Raw genomic sequence first — 17,074 nt, 5'->3', positions numbered from 1 at the left:
GGGCCCACGGCCTGCGGAGGGATGAAAGGATTTCGGCATCGCCCCAGCCAGCCCGCCATGGACATGTCCTCCCTGCTGCTCGCGACCGGGGGCCACCAGATCGAGGCGGCCGAGACCCTGATCGAGGTGGGGCGCTTCATCGTGATCCTGTTCGCCGCCCGGGCCCTGGCGGAGCTGATGGTGCGGTTCCGCCTGCCGGCCATCCTCGGCGAGCTGGTGGCGGGGGTGCTGATCGGCGTTTCGGGGCTGCACCTGATCCTGGCGCCGGAGCTGGGCGGCCAGCTCAACGCCCTCGCCGAGGGCACCATCGCCGCCCTCTCCCACGTGGGCCCCGACCAGGTGCAGGAGATCTACGACCACGGTTTCACCAACCTGCAGGCGGTGGCCAAGATCGGCCTGCTGGCCCTGCTGTTCCTCACCGGCCTGGAGAGCGAACTCGACGAGCTGATGGCGGTGGGGGGCCAGGCGATCACGGTGGCGCTCACCGGGGTGGTGCTGCCCTTCGCCCTGGGCACCTTCGGCCTGCAGTTCCTGTTCGGCGTGCCCCTGCTGCCGGCGATCTTCGCCGGTGCCGCCATGACCGCCACCAGCATCGGCATCACCGCCAGCGTGCTGGGGGAGCTGAAGTTCCTGCGCACCCGGGAGGGGCAGACGGTGATCGGCGCCGCCGTGCTCGATGACATCCTCGGCATCGTGATCCTGGCCGTGGTGGTGGCCCTGGCCGGCGGCGAAGGCTTCAGCCTCGGCCCGATCCTGAAGCTGGTCGCCGCGGCCGCGGTGTTCGTGGTGGTGGCCCTGTTCCTCAGCCGCACCGCCGCGCCCCCCTTCGACTGGCTGCTCGATCGCCTCAAGGCCCCGGGCGAGGTGGTGGTGGCGGCCTTCCTGGTGATGTCGCTGGCCTGCTTCGCGGCCCAGGCCTTCGGGCTGGAGGCGGCCCTGGGGGCCTTCGCCGGTGGCCTGATCCTCAGCGGCTCGCGGCACCGGCACGCGATCGAGGAGGCGGTGAAGCCGCTGGTGGCCCTGTTCGCCACCGTGTTCTTCGTGCTGATTGGCAGCGGCATGGACCTGTCGGTGCTCAACCCCTTCGATGCGGCCAACCACGAGGGTCTGGTGATGGCCGGCTTCCTGCTAGCGGCCGCCGTGGTCAGCAAGGTGGCGGCCGGCTGGAGCTACCTCAGCAGCGGGCCCACCAACCGGCTGGCGGTGGGGCTGGGGATGATGCCCCGGGGCGAGGTGGGCCTGATCTTCCTGGGCCTGGGCACCCAGACCGGGGTGCTGGGGCCGTCCCTGGAGGCGGCGATCCTGCTGATGGTGATGGGCACCACCTTCCTGGCGCCGGTGCTGCTGCGGCTGGTGCTGGCCAATGGCGCTGAAGGGGCCGAGGCGACCGTCTGAGGCCGCCGGGCCGTGGGACAGTGGCGAGAGCTCGCCCCCTGCCCGTGCCGAACGCCAGCGATACCCCCCGGTCGGTGATCATCGGCCTGCTGATGGTGATCGGCTCCCTCGTCGGCCTGGCCGTGCTGGTCTGGGTCACGGTGGTGATGCTGGATCTCAAGCACCTGAACACGTCCGGGTTCACCCTGCCCTGAGGACATCCGGTTGGCGCCTGCGGCGGTACTGAAGGCTGTCACCCTCGGGGCCCCCATGCCACATCCGATCACTGCTCCCCTCACCGCTCTGGCTCTCACGCTCGGGGGAACCCATCCCTTTGCCCTGCCTGGTTCCTCTGTGACCGGCACCTGGCCATCCGCCACGGTTGTCACCGAACGGGTCGCCCAGGCACGGGCTGGTGCCCTCGCCCCCTCCCTGCAGGGCAAACCCGTGGTGGTCGACATCTATGCCAGCTGGTGCTCCAAGTGCCAGACGATCGGCCCAACCCTGAGCTCCCTTCGACAACAGAAGGCCGGCAAGGCCACGTTCCTGAAATTCGATGTCTCCAATGCCAGCCAGCTGAAGAAATCGCGCGAGACCGCCCGTGCCCTCGGACTTGGCCCGTTCCTGGAGGCCAACCGCAGCCAGACCTCCCTGGTGGCCGTGATCAACCCAGCCACCGGCGCCACGGTGCAGACATTCCGCGCCAGCACGGATGAGCGCGCCTACATCGCGGCGATCAAGAAAGCCCAGTCGATGATCAAGCCATGAACAGCTCTGCCGTCCGCAGGAAAGGCCTGGCCTTTCTTGTGCTCCTGGGTGGGCTGGCCCTGCTGGGGGCCCTGGCGGCCCATTGGCTGCCCGTGATCGGCATGCAGCTGGATCTGGCGATCCAGTCAGCGTCGCAGGCCTACGCCGATCGGCTGGAGGCCCTGCCCGGCGGGCCAGGACTTCTGCTTCCCCTGTTCGCGTTCAGTGGCGGGGTGTTGGCGAGCGTCTCGCCCTGCGTGCTGGCCATGCTGCCGCTGAACCTCAGTTACATCGGCACTCTCGGGCCCATCAGCCGGCCCCAGGCCATCCGCAGGGTGGGGGGGTTCGTGGCCGGCACCGTCCTGGTGCTGAGCCTCTTCGGGCTGATCGCCTCGTTCGCCTCAGCGATTGTGGTGGACCATCGCGGTCCGGTCCATCTGGTGGTGGGGCTGATCATCCTGGTGATGGGCCTGAACCTGGGCGGCTGGCTGCCGCTGACCCTGCCCCGCCTGCCCGAGCTGCCCGCTTCCGGTGGTCCATTCCTGGTGGGGATGGGCTTTGCCCTGGTGAGCTCCCCCTGTGCCAGTCCGGTGCTGTTCTCGGTGCTTGCCGCAGCCGCCGTCACGGGTTCCACCGCGCTGTCCGTGCTGACGATGGTGAGCTATGCCCTGGGGTACACCGCTGTGATTGCCGCCTCCAGCCTCTGGGTCGGCCTGATGAGCGCCTCCCGGCAACTGCTCGACCACGCCGACACCCTCACCCGGGTGAGCAGCCTGGTGCTGCTGGCGGCGGGGATCTACACCATCGTCCAGGGGCTGATCACGACCTGGCGGACCTGAGCGGCAACAGCGAGGCCTGTGCTTGCCCTGATCCTCAGTGGGTGGGCCTGGGGATCACGTTGGGCCATGGGCATGGGCGGCAACCAGGCTGGCCAGGAGGGCCTCGGCCTTGAGCGGCTTGGCGAGCACAGCGTTCATGCCCGCCTGCAGCGCCGCCTCCCGCTCCTCGGCGGAGGTGAAGGCGGTGAGCGCCACGATCCAGGGCCGATCCGCCTGGCCGGTGGCGGCCCTGATTCGGCGGGTGGCCTCGAGGCCATCGAGCCGGGGCATCTGCACATCCATCAGGATCAGGTCGGGATCGAGGAGCCGCTGGCGCTCCAGCGCCTCCTGGCCGTCGACGGCGGAATCGGGCTCGTAGCCAAGACGCCGCAGCATCAGTTCGCAGAGCCGGCGGTTCACGGCGCTGTCGTCCACCAGCAGGATGCGCAGGGGATGGCGCGCCGCGAACGGGTCGGCGGGCGGCAGCGGCGGCGGGTCAGCGACAGAGGCAGCGGCGGGAGCGGGGGCGGCAGCGGCATCCACCACCTGCACGGGCAGGCGGAATCGGAACACGCTTCCCTGGCCGGGGGTGCTCTCCACTTCGATCGTGCCGCCGAGGGCATCGACGAGCTGCCGGCAGATGGCCAGCCCCAGACCGGTGCCGGCCTGGGGGGCATGGGCGGTGGCGCCCAGCTGGGAGAAGGGCTGGAACAGGCGATCCAGCTGGTCGGCGGGGATGCCGATTCCGGTGTCGGCGACGGCGAATTCGAGGGGGATCGTCCCCGCCTTCGCCGCCGGAACCACCGCCTTCACCGCCGGAACCCCGGCCGCCACTGAGACCACAACGCGGCCGGCGTCGGTGAACTTGATGGCGTTGCCGATCAGGTTGAGCAGGATCTGGCGCAGGCGGATGGCGTCGGTGACGATGGCCTCGGGCAGCTCCGGGGGCATCACCAGGTCCAGGTCGATCGCCTTGACCCGGGCGAGGCTGGAGCAGGCGGCGATGGTGTCCTCCAGCAGGGGGCGCAGCCGGCAGGGGGCGAGCTCCAGCTCCAGATGGCCGGACTCGATCTTGGTGAAATCGAGGATGCCGTTGAGCAGGGTCAGCAGGGATTCCCCCGAGCTGTGGACGATGTCGAGACACTCCCGCTGCTGCGGCGAGAGCTCCGTGGCCAGCACCAGACCGGTCATGCCGATGACGCCGTTGAGGGGGGTGCGGATCTCGTGGCTGAGGGTGGCGAGAAAGGTGCTCTTGGCCCGTTCGGCGGAGGCCATGGCCTGGAAGGCGCGAGCACGGGCCTTGAGGGAGCGGCGATGGAAGTTGGCCGCCAGCACCGAGAAGCCGGCACTGCCGACCAGACCCAGCAGGTAGGTGAGCTGCAGGGGCAACTCCTTGCGTCGCAGCTGGGCCAGCGAGATGTCGATCCCGACGAAACCCACCAGCTCCCCGTCGCTATCGCGGATGGGGGCGAAGCCGCTCATGAAGGACCCGAAGTGATCGGTGTAGGGCCTGGTGCTGACGGTGACCACCCCGCTCCGGGCGGCGCGCAGCGCATCGTCGGAGGGATCGACGTAGAGGTCACCGACGCTGACGGCACTGGCGGGGGCCCCGGGGTTCTGGACGTAGTAGGTGCTGTCGAGCGTGTAGCGCAGCCCATCCGGCGTGGCGATGAAGACGTAGGCGTAATAGATGTCAGGCACGAGCCTGCGGAACCGCAGCAGGGGTGCGGTGGCGCGGCGATAGTCCGGATCTCCCGTCTGCTCCGGCCGGGTGATGGCGGCGACGAGGGTGGGATCCATCTCGCTGGCGGCGATGCTCACCAGGCTGTGCAGGTTGTCGCGCAGCTGGTTGCGCAGCAGTCGGGTGGCGCTCACGTAGTTGGCGCTGAGGGCCACCCCCGCGACGGCGAAGATCATGGCGGCCAGCAGCACGCTCTCGCCGCGAATCCGCTGGCGGCTCCATCCGGGGGCGGGATCGCCGCTGAGGCGTTCAGACCACGTAAAGCGGCCGAACAGACGGGAGAACGGACCAGCCAGGAGTCCTCAGCGCACGGCACAATCCTGGTCTACCCGGTCGGCACCCCCGTTCGCCTGCAGCCCGGCGCCCAGGGGCGAAGGGGGTGAGGAGATGTGAACCGCGGTGGGGCCCCCGAAAGGCCTTGCCTACGTTTACTCAGAGGAAGGGGCTCCCCATGCGCGCGAACGTGGCACCCCGCGAGGCGGCCCGACTGGAGGCCTTGAACGATTACCGCATCCTCGATACGGCGAGCGAGCAGTCGTACGACGACATCACCTTCCTGGCTGCCCAGTTGTGTGATGTGCCGATCGCCCTGATCAGCCTGGTGGATGCCGATCGTCAGTGGTTCAAATCCAAGGTGGGCCTGGCGGTGAACGAAACCAGCCGGGATGTGTCCTTCTGCGCCCACGCGATTCTCGGCGACCAGACCCTCGTGGTGAAGGATGCCCGCCGGGACGAACGCTTCCGGGAAAATCCGCTGGTGTGCAGCGAACCCAACATCGTCTTCTACCTGGGGGTGCCCCTGTGCACACCGGGCGGGGCCAAGATCGGCACGCTCTGCGTCATCGATCAACGGCCCCGTGAGCTCAGCGACCTGCAGATCCGCGCCCTCGAGACCCTGGCCCACCAGGTGGTGCTGCAGCTGGAGCTGAAGCGGATCTCCGACCAGCTGGCCGCCGCCCTGGAGCGCATCGAGGTGATGGAAACCCTGATCCCGATCTGCTCCTACTGCAAGGGCATCCGCAACGACCAGGGCTACTGGCAGACCGTGGAGTCCTTCATCAAGAGCCACGACAACGTCGAGTTCTCCCACGGCGTCTGCAATGCCTGCATGGCCAGGTACTTCCCCGAAGTGGCTCCGCTCCCGGAAGGGGCTTCAGCCGACGGAGACTAGGGCTGAGGCGCCCCTGGCGATCGCCGCATCCCCGCGCCGGTGGATCTCGCGGGCGTAGTCGGTCCAGGTGCCCTGGCCCCAGTAGCGGAAGCAGCTGGTTTCCAGCAGGAGCAGGTGGAGCAGGGCCTCCTGGTAGGGCGCGCTCCGGGTCACGGCGGGATCCTCGGCCACCAGGGGATCGAACACCTGGTGGAAGCGGGCGCTGAGCTGGTTCATGGGCTCCAGCACGTTGGCGTAGCCCTCCACCCAGCTGAGGTCGTTGGTCCAGGAGGCGCCGGCCATCGAGAAGGAGGAGTCGCTGGCGGCCAGTTCGGCGATAGCCGTCTCCACGGCCTGGGGGGTGGGGGCGGCGCCGACGCGCTGCCACAGCCGCTGCTGCCCCACCGCCTGGATCACCGGGAAGGCCGCCTCGCCCACCCCGGCGGCCTCGAGCAGTTCGAGGTATTCGCTGCCGTTGATCGCCACCGTGCCGGCGTCGCCGCCGTCCTGGGCCGCGAGGCGCCGGTGGGCCTGGAGGAAGGCGGGGGGGAACTCGTTCATCATCACGCCGCCGTTCTCGCCATCGGCGATCTGGGCCACCAACGCCGGCACCGACGTGTCGCCCAGGGGGACCCGCCCCAGCCCCAGGGCCTCGTAGCAGGGCTGCATCTGGCCCACCAGCTTGGTGTCGGAGCCCTGGGTCTTGATCAGCGCCGTGATCGACACCTCCTCGCCGCTGGAGCTGCGGGCCACCAGCCGATTCGGCACGAGTGTCTGTTCCCGGCTGAGGCCGCTGCCGTCGGGATTCTCGACGCTGTGCTCCTGCACCAGCAACCAGCGGTAGCCGCAGTCCCGCAGGGCGCTCACGAAGGCGTAGAGGGTGTCGGGGTGGTTGGGCAGGTGCATCTCCGGGGGCGAGAAGCCCTTCACCCGCTGCAGGGCCTCGGCGCCGAAGAGGGCAGCGAAGTGGTGCTGCCAGGCCAGGATCTGCAGCTTCAGATCGGGGATCGGCGTGGAGGGGGCGACGGCATGGCTCCAGAAGGTGCCGAGCCACTCCACATGGGGCACGACGGCGGGATCACAGGCCAGGAACCTGAGCGCTTCGAGAATGTCGTCGCGGCCCATCTGCTGGAAACCCCAGAGCAGATTGCCGGAGTAATCGAGCATGATCCGCGGGTTCGCGCCCTCGGCGATCAGCTGGGGGATCAGCTCGGCCAGGCGCCGATAGCAGTGGGCGAAGGGTTCGGCGTTGTGGTTGTCGCCCTCGCCCGGGTGCTCGAGCATGTACTGCAGGTGCGAGATCAGCGCCCCGTCCGCCCCGGCGGGGATCGTGGGCTGGTGCATGTGCAGCGCACAGGCGAAGGCCGAGGTGATCGCCTCGAGCTGCAGGTTGGTGCGGGGCAGCGCCACGGGCCCGCTCTGCTGCACCAGGGCCAGGATCTCGGCTTCGCGGCCGGCGATCGGCGGCAGGGAGGGGGTGGGCATGGCGTTGCTGGGGTGCCCGCGCGCTGGGCAGGTCGTGACAGTCAGTCTGGGGGCCAGGGGCGAAACGACACGACATGGAGACGCTGCCGCCATGGCCGCCCCCGCGCCAGGCTGGGGCCATGGAACGGCCGGTGCCAGGAGATCCCCTTGCGATGACGGCCCCGGGCCGGCGCCGGCGGGGGCGCGTGGTCGTCGTCGCCGCCAGCGTCGCCGCCACGGCCGCCGTCGCCATCGGGCTGGCGCTGCATGGGCTCGGCGTGGGCCGCGGTGGGCCGGCCCTCGGCACCGCCGACAGCGTGCTGGCGGCCGAGGTGGGGCGCCGCTACGGGGGCATGAAGCGGCTGCTGTTTCCCGGCCAGCCGGAGATCTCCGTGGCCGAGTGGCTGGCGCGGCCCAAGGACCGTCCGGCGGTGCTGGTCGATGTGCGCGAGCCCCACGAACGGCGCGTCTCGATGCTGCCGGGCGCGATCACCAAGGAGGACTTCGAGCGCGACAGCGCCCGCTACCGCTCCTGGCTGGTGGTTCCCTACTGCACGATCGGCCTGCGCAGCGGCCTCTACACCCGGGAGCTCAGGGGCCGGGGCTTCGCGGTGCGCAATCTGGCCGGCAGCGCCCTGGCCTGGGCCCATGCCGGCCTGCCATTCGAAGCCGGAGGCAAGGCCACCCGGCGGGTGCACGTCTTCAACGGCGACTGGAACCTTCTCCCCCTCGGCTATGAGCCCGTCGTCACGAAGGCGCCGCCGGCCAGCGGTTCCTAGGGTCTGAAGATGTGAGGAGCAGAACGATGCCGAAACCACCCCTCGCCCTGGCCGCCGGGCTCATGGTCCTGCCGCTGCTGAGCGCTCCTCTGCTCACTCCGGGCCCGGCACTGGCCCAGAAGCGGATTCCCAAGCTGCCGGGCTACAACGAATGCCCGCTGGGATATGTGAACGACCTCAAGCAGCACTGCAATTCACCGATCTACTACGAGGTGCGGCCCACCAACGGCAAGCCCTGTCTCTCGGGCTGGATGAACATCGGGGCGGGCTACTGCAAGAAGAAGACGCTGGGGATTTTCTGAGGCGACGGGCTGGATGGGGGTCACGTCAAGGTTGAGGCGGACAGGGATGGACCGCTCTGCCTAGGCTCGCTTCCCAGGTTTCCATGCCCGCCGATCCCATGACCGCAGCGATCCAGGCCCTTGCTGCCCCCGGTGCCGGGCAACCGCTCCAACCGTTTGCCTACACCCCGGGCCCGCTGGGCAGCGAAGAGGTGGAGATCGCCGTCGAGAGCTGCGGCATCTGCCACAGCGATCTCTCGATGCTCGACAACGCGTGGGGCATGACCGCCTATCCGTTTGTTCCCGGCCACGAAGTGATCGGCCGGGTGGTCGCCCTCGGGGAGCACACCAAGCGCCTGAGCATCGGCGATCGGGTTGGGCTGGGCTGGTTTTCCGGCAGTTGCGGTGCCTGCGATCAATGCCTTTCCGGCAACCAGAACCTCTGCCTCAAAGCCGAGGCCACCATCGTCGGGCGTCACGGTGGCTTCGCCACGCGGGTGCGGGCCCAGTGGACCTGGGTGGCTCCCTTGCCGGAAGGGCTGGACACCGAGAAGGCCGGGCCCCTGCTCTGCGGTGGGATCACCGTCTTCAACCCGATCGTTGAGCTCGGCATCCAACCCACCGACAGCGTGGCGGTGATCGGGATCGGCGGTCTGGGTCACATGGCCCTGAAGTTTCTGCGGGCCTGGGGATGCAACGTCACCGCCTTCACCACCAGCGACTCGAAACGGGAGGAAGCGCTCCAGCTGGGCGCCCATCGCACCTTGAACACCCGCAACGCCGAAGAACTGGCAGGGGCGGCGAGCAGCTTCGACTTCATCCTCAACACCACCAACGCCAACCTCGACTGGAACACCTACATCGCCGCCCTCAAACCCAAGGGCCGGCTGCACACCGTGGGGGCCGTCCTTGAACCGATCGCCCTGGCCGCTTTCCCGATGATTCTCGGGCAGAAAAGCCTCTCCGGTTCACCCCTGGGGAGCCCATCCACCACCGACAAGATGCTGCATTTCAGCTGTCGCCACGGCATCGCACCCACCACGGAGTTCTTTCCCATGTCCAAGGCGAATGAAGCCCTGGATCACCTCCGCGCCGGCAAAGCCCGCTACCGCATCGTGCTGATCAACGACCTGGGGTGAGGCCCGCCTGCCAGCCTCACGAACCGGGGAGGCTCAGAAGGAATCCTCCGTCTGGCCGGCGAAGCGGCCGGCGTAGCTCTCGATGCCCTGCAGCTTCTGGAACACGAACTGGCAGATCGCGGTGCCTGGATGCACGGCGAGCGGAGCGGGACCGAAGTTGCTCATCTCCAGCACCTGCTGGCTGTCGATCCCCGGCCCCATGAAGGGGGCGCTGATGTGCACCATCAGGCCCAGTCGCGCGAAACGGCTGCGGCCCTCCAGCCAGCCGCAGAGGCCGGGGCCCAGGCGCAGCCGCTCCTGGGTGATGCCGAGCACCGTCTCGCCCGGCATGATCAGGATGTGCTCGCCGTGGGGCACCACGATCTTCTCGGTGAGCGTCCGGTAGTCGGTGTGCTCACGCACCTCGATCACCTCGTGCACCTTGCGGAACACGCGAAAGGTGGGGGCGAGGGTGAGGTCGAGCGAGGCGGGGCCCAGCCGCTCGGGAACGAAGGGCGTGACCCCGATCGCGCCCGCTTCGATCGCCTGCAGGATCGCCTCTCTGCCGAGAACGGACATGTCTTTGGCTGGGCACAGGCGAGCGTGGATTGTCTCAGGCGATCGGCCGGGGCCCAGCGTCCAGGTCGTCGATGGACTGCTCCAGCAGATCGCGGCCGCTGTCGTACACGACCCGCGGCGCCGGCCGGCCAGCCTCGGTGGCGCCCAGTCGGCGGGCGACGGCACGGCGGCGCTTCAGCTGGGGATCGGCGTGGCGGGCCGCCTCGGCCCAGGCCTGGCGGCGCCGATTGCGGGCGGCGATGGCACGGTTGCGCCAGTGCTGCAGCGGCAGGCGGGCCAGGGGCAGGAGCAGCAGCAACAGGGCGTAGCCGATGGCGAATCGGGCCAGCCAAGCCACGGAGGGCAGCCAGGCGGGCGTGATCGCCAGCAGCCACGGCGCGAGCACCAGCAGGGCCCCGACGATGAGGCCATAGGCGACCCGTTGCCCGCGTCCCGCCCGACTGAAGCGAAAGGCCCGTTCGCGCAGCGGCGGCACCGGCCCATCAACGCGGGAAGCGCGGGCGGGCAGGGAGGGGAAGCCATAGACCAGGTCCCCGTCCTCACTCACCTCGGGGCGGCCATCGAAGCGCAGCAGCACCGGCAGCATGGCGGCATCGGCGAGGTCACGGCGGCGGTCGGGATCGGAGGGGCAGTCGGGCAGATCGAGCAGCGGGGCGAGGTCCTCGGCGATCACCACGCCACCGCGCTTGCGCAGGAAGGCGCCGATGCGGCGCCAGCGCTGCGGCTCGAAGCGGGCATTGGGATCGCCATCGCCGAACAGGATCGAGAACACGGCGCTGAGGAAGCCCAGGGCGGCTGGATCGGCGCCCTCGCCGGGCAGGTCCCAGAGCAGGCTCCACAGCTGCTGGGGCGTGACGGAGGCGGAGCCCCCGCGCGCCGGGGCCCGGATGCCGGAGGCAAGCAGATCCAGGATCGAGAGGGGCACCTGGGCCAGCCCCTGCAGCAACGCCAGGCCGGCATCGTCGCCGTCGTCGCTGCTGAACAGCCGCACGATCAGCAGCACCAGCAGGATCAGCACCACCAGGGTGGTGACCAGCAGCAGCACCAGGCCGAAGCTGAGCCGGATCAGGCGGGCGGCCAGGCGCAGGGCCGCCTGCAGCCGGGCCTGCAGCCGCCGGCGGCCGCTGAGGGCCAGCAGCCGCATCCGCAGCGCGGGGGGGAAGACGAACAGCAGGGTGCCGTCCTCGGCCACCTGCAGGCGACCGGACACTTCGGCCACCAGGGCCAGCAGCCCCGGCTCCACCTCCTGCAGGGACAGGCCGGTGCCTGCGGTCGCCTCGCCGACGCTGCAGCGGCGCCCGCGGTTGCCGATCCAGTCGAGCAGGGAGGCCTCAACCGGCATGCAGCCCCTCCGCCGCCAGCTGCCGCAGGGCCAGCCGGTCGGTCTTGCCCACGGGGGTGAGCGGCAGCTGCTCCAGCACGCGGATCTCCTCCGGCGCCTTGTAGCCGACGCGGGCCCGGGCAAAGGCGATCAGTACGGCTTCGCTGGGGGCGGGCTGATCGGGGCGAAGGGTGACGTAAGCCCGCACGTTCTCGCCGTGCACAGGGTCCTGGATGCCGATCACCCCCACCAGATCCACGGCGGGGTGCTCCGAGAGCGCCTCCTCCACCTCCTGGGGGCAGATGTTGGAGCTGTCGTGGACGATGATCTGCTTGCGACGGCCGCAGAACCAGAAGTAGCCGTCGGCGTCGATGCGCATCTCATCGCCGGTGTCCAGCCAGCCCTGCCGAATGGTGTCGGCGGTGGCTTCGGGGTTGTCCCAGTAGCCCAGCATCCGGGAGGGCGCATGGATCCAGAGGCGCCCCTGCTCGCCCGCGGCCACCTCGGTGCCGTCTTCGTCGCGCAGGCTGGCGCTGAACCCCGGGCAGAGCCGGCCGACGGAGCCGATCCGGTTCGGGCCCGACGGGGGCGCCAGGGTGGCGTAGCCGATCTCACTCATGCCGAAGCATTCGTCGATCCCGAAGCCGGCGGCCCGGCGGAACTCCTCCTGCAGCTGATGGGGCACCTTGTCGCCGCCGCTGATGCAGAGGCGCACCGAACCCAGATCGGGCGGCTGGAGCTGGTCATCCCGCATCAGCTCGAACAGGGCGGCGGGCAGCATCAGCAGCACCGAGGGCCGATGGCGCCGCAGCAGGGTTTCCACGGTGGCCGCATCGATGCGGCTGGCGATCGCCGCGGAGGCGCCGGCGGCCAGGGCAGCCAGGACAAGGCCACAGGAGGCGAGGTGGGCCAGGGAGCTGCCGGCCAGCACCTCCTCGCCGGCCCGCAGTTCGACGGCCTGGATCAGGGAGGTGAGCACGGCGGCAAAGCTGGCCCTGCTGTGGGTCACACCCTTGGGCCGGCCGGTGCTGCCGGAGGTGAAGAAGAGGAAGCAGGGATCGTCCGCGTCCAGGTCGGGCCAGGGCGGGGCCTCGCCGCCAGCGGGTGCCGCCGCCAGCAGGGGCTCGAAACCGGTGGGATCGTCGATGCGATGGCAGCCAAGGGGCAGCCCGCCCGCCACGGCACTGGCCTGCACATCGGCCAGCCGTTCGCCGTGGAACACCAGGGCCGCGGCGCCGCTCACCGTCAGCGCATGGTCGATCTCCGGGGACACATAGCGGTAGTTGAGCGGGGTGAGCACCAGGCCGCTGCGCAGCCCCGCCAGGTAGTGGACGACCAGCTCCACCCGGTTGGGGATCAGGGAGGCGAGCCGGTCGCCCCGCCGCAGCCCCAGCCGCTGGTAGGCCCGGGCCAGCTGCTCCGCCTGCCGCTCGAGCTCTGCCCAGCTGATGCTGTGGTCCAGATCCTGCAGTGCCGCTGCCTTCGGATCGCGCCCCAGGCCGGCCTCCAGGAGGCGGTCCAGGTCGATCGGTGGGGCCAGGGGCGGGCCGTGGTGGGGCATGGAATGCCGTAAGCCCGCCCACTCTGGCAGCGGTTTGGGGTCGCGCCGCGGCTGCGGGGAGAGAGGTGGGGAGCATTCGTGGGCCAGGAGATCGCCGGGGCTTCTCCTCCACCAGTGCCGCCCCCGCCACAGCCCAGCGAGGATGCCCCCACCCCCCTCCGCCACCTACGAGCGCCTGCGGCAGTTCATCGCCGAGCGGATGTGCATGAGCCCCATCTACCGACCGTTGATGCTCATCGAGCTGCTCAGGCGCCGTAGCCCGGCCCTCAAAAATCAAGGCTGCCGATCACCTCTTCCATCGAGCAGCCCAGTTGGCTGGCCACGTCCTTGAGGATCTGCCGCAAGGTGCCGACCCTCAGGGGCTTGTGGGCAGGAATGGTGAGGTGCTGCTGCTGGCCGTCAGAGCTTCGGCTCAGCCGCATGTGACTACCTGTCTGACGGGTCAGCACGTAGCCATGGCGCCGCAGGCGTTCGGCCAGGAGCTGGCCGTTGACGTCCCGCGGAATCCTCACAGGGCCAGCAGTTCCTGCCTCACGTGATGGAGGCGGATCAGGGGTGGCGCCTGGCCGGGATCGAAGTGGCAGACAACGGCGTCGCGAATCTCCCTGTGGAGGTCCTCAAGCGTGTCGGCCTCGGTGTGGATCGCCGCGGCAGCTGCGCTGGCCCGGAAGGAACCATCCTCCGCCTCCTCGACCACGAAAAGGATTTCCTGCATGGCGCCCTCCAGTGGCACCAGTCTTGCAGTGGTGGGCAGGAAGTTGCCCCTGTCTGGGCAAAGGGTCTGGGGCGGCACAGCCACACCCCTGAGACGGGTGGGCTGGAGCCGCATCACGCCCACGCGAGAAGGGGTCCCAGCAGGGGCGATGGCCTGACGGGCCGCCCAAAACCAGACCTGGCCCGCTCGCCCGGAAGCCGCCACCATCACTCCATGCCCCCGCCGCCCTCCGACACCTCCGAGCGCCTGCGGCACACGATCGCCGAGAGGAGGCCCAGGAGCTCTGTGGTCAGATACCTGTTCGGCGCGGAGGTGACTGACGCTCAATGCCTCACAACCAATGCCTTCCGACTCAGCTCGATGAGGACATGGGTTTCAAACAGCCGGTTCAGTTCCGGCAGAACACGAAGCAGCAGGGCGGTGAGTTCCTGGTTCCCAATGTTGCCCGTGGCCACAAGCAGAAGCCTGGCGGGAGTGCCGCGCAAGAGATGACTACGGACGAAATCCGCATCCTTACTGAAGACAACTCTCCCATCGCTGTCGGCAATGGAGGAAATCATGCTGTCGGCGCTGCGATTTCCATCAGGTAGATCAAGGGTGTGCAGGACGTCGCGACCCAATTGCTCCAGCGGCCGAACGAGAGATCGTGGCAGCTGGGCATCCAGCAGGATCCTCATGCAGAAAGGAGATCAACCCGCTGAATTCGGGAAAGCTGGGTTGCGTACTCAAGCACTGCCGTGATGTCTTCAGCCTCGAGATCTGGATAATCGGCAAGAATGTCAGCCGCACTCATCCCAGCTGACAACAGTTCGAGCACCATCTCCACGGGATAACGCAAGCCGCGGATGGTTGGTTTTCCATGGCAGATCTCAGGGTTGAGGGTGATGCGCCCAAGCTGGTCTGTCATGACGGTTTCCTGGCTTCCCCAGCCTAAGGGGGACACCAGATCACGACCGTGGGCTGGTTGTGGCGCTGGCATGGGGATCTTCTAGGCCTCTCCCCTCACCAGTGCCACCCCCGTCACCCGCTCCAGGATGCCCCTATGCCCCCGCCCCCGCACAGGACATCGCCCGCCGGGTCCTGGCAAGCGCATGGTGGGCCGGGTTCACCTTCAACGGCATCACCCGCTGCGAGAAGGGCACCTACGCCCTGGTGGGCGGCGCAGCCGAAGGCTTCTGCTTAGCAGTAGAGCTGAGCGACGCTGAGCGCGACCAGCTACTGGCACTGAACCGCAAGCCCTCCTCGCACCATTGACTGAATTGGCTCGATCGTCGGCAGCACGCTTTCCAGGGCCTGCTTCGCCAGCTTCAGATCGTGGCTCCCTTGCATCCGCAGCCAGAAGCCCTCGCTCAGGCCGAAGAAACGGCACAGGCGCAGATCGGTGTCGGCAGTGATGGCCCGTTTGCCCTTCACGATCGCGTTGATGCGGCTCTCCGGCACACCGATCGCCAGCGCCAACCGGTACTGGCTGATTCCCATGGGCCGCAGAAACTCCTCCAGCAGCACCTCGCCCGGGGGCACGAGCATCACTTCAGTGGTAGTCAACGATCTCGACCTCCTCTGGCCCGGCGTCCGTCCAGACAAAGCAGAGCCGGAACTGGTCGTTGATACGGATGCTGTGCTGGCCATGGCGGTTCCCCCTGAGCGGCTCCAGGCGATTGCCCGGTGGGATCTGCAGATCGTTGAGGCATCCGGCGGCGTCGAGGATGGCGAGCTTGCGGGACGCCACACGAGCGAAGCTTCCAAAGCGGCGCCCTGGCTTCCCTTCAAAGAGGGCCTGGGTGTCGCGGCAATGAAACGACCTGATAACACCGTTACCTTACCCCCGCCGGACGTAGGCACGCCAGGCAGTGGGGCCGGGCGAAGGGGATCACGCGCTGACATGGCGGCCTGGCTTGCCTGTGTTGCTCCTGTTACAAGTGCCAACCCCTTCTCACCCTCGCCAGGATCCCCATCGACCAACCGCTGATGCTCATGGAGCTGCTGGGCCGCCTCAGCCCCGCCCCCGCGCAGGACATGGCCCGGCGGATCCTGGGAAGCGCGTGGTGGGTCGGGTGCACACCGGCAACGGCATCACCCGCTTTGGCAACGGTGCCTACGCCCTGATCGGCGGCGACGAGTTGAGCGACAGGGGGAACATGAGCGGCCGAGAGTGGGGCTCAGGGGTGATCGAGGCGGAAGCAACGTTACTGAGGTTGATCGAGCTTGCGCGGCCCCTTGATCACAGCACGTGCCAGATCGTCATCCGTGATCTCCGGAATCTCGGCATACTCTTCAGGCTGGATCACATGCGCATCCACACGCTGTAGATCCGAGCGAATCGGGTCATCAGGAGAAGTGGTGGCGAAAACGTAGTTGCTCTCTTGCATTGGCCTTACGCATCGAAATGACCTGACGGAAAAAGGAACGCTGGGTGTAGATGATCACGACCATGCGACCCTCAAGCAGACCCAGGCAGACAGTCCGAACCTCACCATAGTCGCGCCGGCGGTCTTCAAACTCCAGCGTCGGCCCGGCAAAGACGCGTTCAGCATCGAGAAAGTCCAGGCCTCGCTGCTCCAGAGTCCGCAGCCGCTTGAGGGGATCAAAGCGGATCACCACCCTGCGTGGCTGGGGTGGAGCCGCTGACTGAATCCGCGAGCTGGGTGAGCATGGTGAAAGAGCAGAGAGAACCTCGAAAGGCAAGTGCCACCCCCCGTCTCACCCCGCCAGGATGCCCCATGCCCCCGCCCAGGCGCACAACGTGGCCCGACGGATCCTGGGAAGCGCATGGTGGGCCGGCTTCTCCTTCAACGGCATCACCGCCTAAGGCGATGGCCACGACAGCCTGGTCGGCGGCGACGAGCTGAGCGATGGCGAGCGCGGCGCGCTGCTGGAGCTCTGCCGCCAGCGCCTCGATGCCTACCGCGAGCAGCGCGGCGAAGAGGTGTTTGCCCACCGCAGCCGCCACCGCAGCCCGATCAGCGGCTCGGTGAAATACCCGGTTCACCGATGCGCCCGGGGCCGCTGCGAGTGCTGCGGCGCTCACGAGCATCAGCGGGCCCTGGAGGTGGACCACATCATCCCCAAGAACCAGGGCGGCTCCGACGCCATCAGCAACCTGCGGGCGTTCTGCTTCCGCTGCAACGCCGGCAGGCGCGACGGCTGTTTGCCTACGCAAGAGGGCGCACCGACTTCCGCGGTGTGCAGGCCAGCGACGGCCACCGCGACGCGGGCTGTGTATTCTGCGCGCTGGAGGGCAGCGGCCGGTTGCTGCTGGAGAACGAGGGGCACAGCCTGGTGATCCCGCGTCGTCATGGGGCCGACGGGCTGGAGCTGCACCAGCCGGAGTGGAACGCCGTGGTGGAGCTGCTGAAGCTGCGGCGGGAGCAGTTGGGCGCCCAGGACGCGACGATCAGCGACTGGGCTGGTTGGCTCAACGCCTGA

At 68.6% G+C, this 17,074-nt stretch carries 24 protein-coding genes; 11 read left to right on the top strand and 13 right to left on the bottom strand.

All coding sequences use genetic code 11. The features are described 5' to 3' along the window. Positions 1-57: 57 nt before the first annotated feature. The 4 genes from CJZ86_RS05470 to CJZ86_RS05460 all read left to right on the top strand — a co-directional run bounded on the left by CJZ86_RS05470 (position 58) and on the right by CJZ86_RS05460 (position 2,960). Positions 58-1,395 carry a cation:proton antiporter gene (locus CJZ86_RS05470; RefSeq protein WP_094584953.1) on the top strand — a complete coding sequence of 446 codons (1,338 nt, stop codon included), beginning with the start codon at positions 58-60 and terminating at the stop codon, positions 1,393-1,395. Positions 1,396-1,439: 44 nt separating this feature from the next. Further along, a complete protein-coding gene (locus CJZ86_RS17090) occupies positions 1,440-1,589 on the top strand; it encodes a hypothetical protein (protein WP_190611553.1) in 150 nt (49 codons plus the stop codon). 139 nt (positions 1,590-1,728) lie between these two features. Beyond that, positions 1,729-2,142, top strand: coding sequence for a thioredoxin family protein (locus tag CJZ86_RS05465; RefSeq protein WP_233133862.1), 414 nt, complete (start codon positions 1,729-1,731; stop codon positions 2,140-2,142). Next, complete coding sequence (locus CJZ86_RS05460; protein ID WP_094584951.1) at positions 2,139-2,960, top strand: sulfite exporter TauE/SafE family protein; 822 nt, start codon at positions 2,139-2,141, stop codon at positions 2,958-2,960. The genes CJZ86_RS05465 and CJZ86_RS05460 overlap by 4 nt, the downstream gene beginning before the upstream one ends. 54 nt (positions 2,961-3,014) lie before the next feature. On the opposite strand, the gene CJZ86_RS05455 is transcribed toward CJZ86_RS05460, so the two are convergent. Next, the gene (locus CJZ86_RS05455) at positions 3,015-4,856 is read right to left on the bottom strand and encodes an ATP-binding protein (protein WP_233133861.1); all 1,842 of its coding nucleotides are present in this window, start codon (positions 4,854-4,856) and stop codon (positions 3,015-3,017) included. 275 nt (positions 4,857-5,131) lie between these two features. Here CJZ86_RS05455 and CJZ86_RS05450 point away from each other — a divergent pair, with 275 nt between their 5' ends. Next, complete coding sequence (locus tag CJZ86_RS05450; protein WP_094584949.1) at positions 5,132-5,851, top strand: GAF domain-containing protein; 720 nt, start codon at positions 5,132-5,134, stop codon at positions 5,849-5,851. Here CJZ86_RS05450 and CJZ86_RS05445 read toward each other — a convergent pair. Further along, complete coding sequence (locus tag CJZ86_RS05445; RefSeq protein WP_094584948.1) at positions 5,834-7,315, bottom strand: polysaccharide deacetylase family protein; 1,482 nt, start codon at positions 7,313-7,315, stop codon at positions 5,834-5,836. The genes CJZ86_RS05450 and CJZ86_RS05445 overlap by 18 nt on opposite strands. 152 nt (positions 7,316-7,467) lie before the next feature. On the opposite strand from CJZ86_RS05445, the gene CJZ86_RS05440 reads away from it, so the two are divergent. From CJZ86_RS05440 to ahr, 3 genes are all read left to right on the top strand, one after another. Then, positions 7,468-8,073 (top strand): rhodanese-like domain-containing protein, encoded by a 606-nt coding sequence (locus CJZ86_RS05440; protein ID WP_094584947.1) that lies wholly within the window; start codon positions 7,468-7,470, stop codon positions 8,071-8,073. Between the two features lie 26 nt (positions 8,074-8,099). After that, the gene (locus CJZ86_RS05435) at positions 8,100-8,375 is read left to right on the top strand and encodes a hypothetical protein (RefSeq protein WP_190611547.1); all 276 of its coding nucleotides are present in this window, start codon (positions 8,100-8,102) and stop codon (positions 8,373-8,375) included. 83 nt (positions 8,376-8,458) lie between these two features. Beyond that, positions 8,459-9,493 carry an NADPH-dependent aldehyde reductase Ahr gene (ahr, locus tag CJZ86_RS05430; RefSeq protein ID WP_286145693.1) on the top strand — a complete coding sequence of 345 codons (1,035 nt, stop codon included), beginning with the start codon at positions 8,459-8,461 and terminating at the stop codon, positions 9,491-9,493. A gap of 33 nt (positions 9,494-9,526) precedes the next feature. Here ahr and dcd read toward each other — a convergent pair whose 3' ends face one another. The 9 genes from dcd to CJZ86_RS05385 form a co-directional block, all read right to left on the bottom strand. Continuing rightward, positions 9,527-10,051 (bottom strand): dCTP deaminase, encoded by a 525-nt coding sequence (gene dcd, locus CJZ86_RS05425; RefSeq protein WP_094584946.1) that lies wholly within the window; start codon positions 10,049-10,051, stop codon positions 9,527-9,529. Between the two features lie 34 nt (positions 10,052-10,085). Continuing rightward, positions 10,086-11,393: a hypothetical protein gene (locus CJZ86_RS05420; protein ID WP_094584945.1), complete on the bottom strand. Its 1,308-nt coding sequence runs from the start codon at positions 11,391-11,393 to the stop codon at positions 10,086-10,088. Continuing rightward, complete coding sequence (locus CJZ86_RS05415; RefSeq protein ID WP_094584944.1) at positions 11,383-12,933, bottom strand: class I adenylate-forming enzyme family protein; 1,551 nt, start codon at positions 12,931-12,933, stop codon at positions 11,383-11,385. The genes CJZ86_RS05420 and CJZ86_RS05415 overlap by 11 nt, the downstream gene beginning before the upstream one ends. A 266-nt stretch (positions 12,934-13,199) precedes the next feature. After that, complete coding sequence (locus CJZ86_RS05410) at positions 13,200-13,445, bottom strand: type II toxin-antitoxin system HicA family toxin (RefSeq protein ID WP_094584943.1); 246 nt, start codon at positions 13,443-13,445, stop codon at positions 13,200-13,202. Beyond that, a complete protein-coding gene (locus tag CJZ86_RS05405; protein WP_094510596.1) occupies positions 13,442-13,648 on the bottom strand; it encodes a 2-oxoisovalerate dehydrogenase in 207 nt (68 codons plus the stop codon). The genes CJZ86_RS05410 and CJZ86_RS05405 overlap by 4 nt, the downstream gene beginning before the upstream one ends. 323 nt (positions 13,649-13,971) lie before the next feature. Continuing rightward, positions 13,972-14,325: a DUF5615 family PIN-like protein gene (locus CJZ86_RS05400; protein WP_094584942.1), complete on the bottom strand. Its 354-nt coding sequence runs from the start codon at positions 14,323-14,325 to the stop codon at positions 13,972-13,974. Beyond that, positions 14,322-14,555 carry a DUF433 domain-containing protein gene (locus tag CJZ86_RS05395; protein ID WP_094584941.1) on the bottom strand — a complete coding sequence of 78 codons (234 nt, stop codon included), beginning with the start codon at positions 14,553-14,555 and terminating at the stop codon, positions 14,322-14,324. Before CJZ86_RS05395 ends, CJZ86_RS05400 begins: the two co-directional genes overlap by 4 nt. Before the next feature lie 308 nt (positions 14,556-14,863). Then, a complete protein-coding gene (locus tag CJZ86_RS05390) occupies positions 14,864-15,175 on the bottom strand; it encodes a HigA family addiction module antitoxin (RefSeq protein ID WP_094584940.1) in 312 nt (103 codons plus the stop codon). Positions 15,176-15,179: 4 nt separating this feature from the next. Next, on the bottom strand, positions 15,180-15,377 hold the full coding sequence (locus CJZ86_RS05385; RefSeq protein WP_198960080.1) for a type II toxin-antitoxin system RelE/ParE family toxin: 198 nt from the start codon (positions 15,375-15,377) through the stop codon (positions 15,180-15,182). A gap of 325 nt (positions 15,378-15,702) precedes the next feature. On the opposite strand from CJZ86_RS05385, the gene CJZ86_RS16940 reads away from it, so the two are divergent. Next, on the top strand, positions 15,703-15,957 hold the full coding sequence (locus CJZ86_RS16940; RefSeq protein ID WP_158219509.1) for a hypothetical protein: 255 nt from the start codon (positions 15,703-15,705) through the stop codon (positions 15,955-15,957). Positions 15,958-15,976: 19 nt separating this feature from the next. On the opposite strand, the gene CJZ86_RS05375 is transcribed toward CJZ86_RS16940, so the two are convergent. Further along, entirely contained in the window at positions 15,977-16,249 is a 273-nt protein-coding gene (locus CJZ86_RS05375; RefSeq protein ID WP_094584937.1) for a BrnT family toxin, read from the bottom strand. Further along, positions 16,233-16,682 carry a hypothetical protein gene (locus tag CJZ86_RS16935; RefSeq protein ID WP_198960089.1) on the bottom strand — a complete coding sequence of 150 codons (450 nt, stop codon included), beginning with the start codon at positions 16,680-16,682 and terminating at the stop codon, positions 16,233-16,235. The genes CJZ86_RS05375 and CJZ86_RS16935 overlap by 17 nt, the downstream gene beginning before the upstream one ends. Here CJZ86_RS16935 and CJZ86_RS17595 point away from each other — a divergent pair. Together CJZ86_RS17595 and CJZ86_RS17085 are read left to right on the top strand one after the other, a co-directional pair. Beyond that, on the top strand, positions 16,575-16,931 hold the full coding sequence (locus CJZ86_RS17595; RefSeq protein ID WP_158219507.1) for an HNH endonuclease: 357 nt from the start codon (positions 16,575-16,577) through the stop codon (positions 16,929-16,931). The two genes, CJZ86_RS16935 and CJZ86_RS17595, sit on opposite strands and share 108 nt — an antisense overlap. After that, on the top strand, positions 16,832-17,074 hold the full coding sequence (locus CJZ86_RS17085) for an HIT family protein (protein ID WP_143594042.1): 243 nt from the start codon (positions 16,832-16,834) through the stop codon (positions 17,072-17,074). The genes CJZ86_RS17595 and CJZ86_RS17085 overlap by 100 nt, the downstream gene beginning before the upstream one ends.

Origin of the sequence: Synechococcus sp. BO 8801 (assembly GCF_002252675.1) — a bacterium.
GTDB lineage: Bacteria > Cyanobacteriota > Cyanobacteriia > PCC-6307 > Cyanobiaceae > Cyanobium.
This window is presented reverse-complemented; position numbering and strand designations above follow the sequence as displayed.

What these genes read in the sequence shown, in the direction of transcription:
- CJZ86_RS05470 (WP_094584953.1), top strand. Translation starts at nt 58, where the DNA reads ATGGACATGTCCTCCCTGCTGCTCGCGACCGGGGGCCACCAGATCGAG.
- CJZ86_RS05460 (WP_094584951.1), top strand. Translation starts at nt 2,139, where the DNA reads ATGAACAGCTCTGCCGTCCGCAGGAAAGGCCTGGCCTTTCTTGTGCTC.
- CJZ86_RS05455 (WP_233133861.1), bottom strand. Translation starts at nt 4,856, where the DNA reads ATGATCTTCGCCGTCGCGGGGGTGGCCCTCAGCGCCAACTACGTGAGC.
- CJZ86_RS05450 (WP_094584949.1), top strand. Translation starts at nt 5,132, where the DNA reads ATGCGCGCGAACGTGGCACCCCGCGAGGCGGCCCGACTGGAGGCCTTG.
- CJZ86_RS05445 (WP_094584948.1), bottom strand. Translation starts at nt 7,315, where the DNA reads ATGCCCACCCCCTCCCTGCCGCCGATCGCCGGCCGCGAAGCCGAGATC.
- CJZ86_RS05440 (WP_094584947.1), top strand. Translation starts at nt 7,468, where the DNA reads ATGACGGCCCCGGGCCGGCGCCGGCGGGGGCGCGTGGTCGTCGTCGCC.
- CJZ86_RS05435 (WP_190611547.1), top strand. Translation starts at nt 8,100, where the DNA reads ATGCCGAAACCACCCCTCGCCCTGGCCGCCGGGCTCATGGTCCTGCCG.
- ahr (WP_286145693.1), top strand. Translation starts at nt 8,459, where the DNA reads ATGCCCGCCGATCCCATGACCGCAGCGATCCAGGCCCTTGCTGCCCCC.
- dcd (WP_094584946.1), bottom strand. Translation starts at nt 10,051, where the DNA reads ATGTCCGTTCTCGGCAGAGAGGCGATCCTGCAGGCGATCGAAGCGGGC.
- CJZ86_RS05420 (WP_094584945.1), bottom strand. Translation starts at nt 11,393, where the DNA reads ATGCCGGTTGAGGCCTCCCTGCTCGACTGGATCGGCAACCGCGGGCGC.
- CJZ86_RS05415 (WP_094584944.1), bottom strand. Translation starts at nt 12,933, where the DNA reads ATGCCCCACCACGGCCCGCCCCTGGCCCCACCGATCGACCTGGACCGC.
- CJZ86_RS05405 (WP_094510596.1), bottom strand. Translation starts at nt 13,648, where the DNA reads ATGCAGGAAATCCTTTTCGTGGTCGAGGAGGCGGAGGATGGTTCCTTC.
- CJZ86_RS05400 (WP_094584942.1), bottom strand. Translation starts at nt 14,325, where the DNA reads ATGAGGATCCTGCTGGATGCCCAGCTGCCACGATCTCTCGTTCGGCCG.
- CJZ86_RS05395 (WP_094584941.1), bottom strand. Translation starts at nt 14,555, where the DNA reads ATGACAGACCAGCTTGGGCGCATCACCCTCAACCCTGAGATCTGCCAT.
- CJZ86_RS05390 (WP_094584940.1), bottom strand. Translation starts at nt 15,175, where the DNA reads ATGCTCGTGCCCCCGGGCGAGGTGCTGCTGGAGGAGTTTCTGCGGCCC.
- CJZ86_RS16935 (WP_198960089.1), bottom strand. Translation starts at nt 16,682, where the DNA reads ATGCTCGTGAGCGCCGCAGCACTCGCAGCGGCCCCGGGCGCATCGGTG.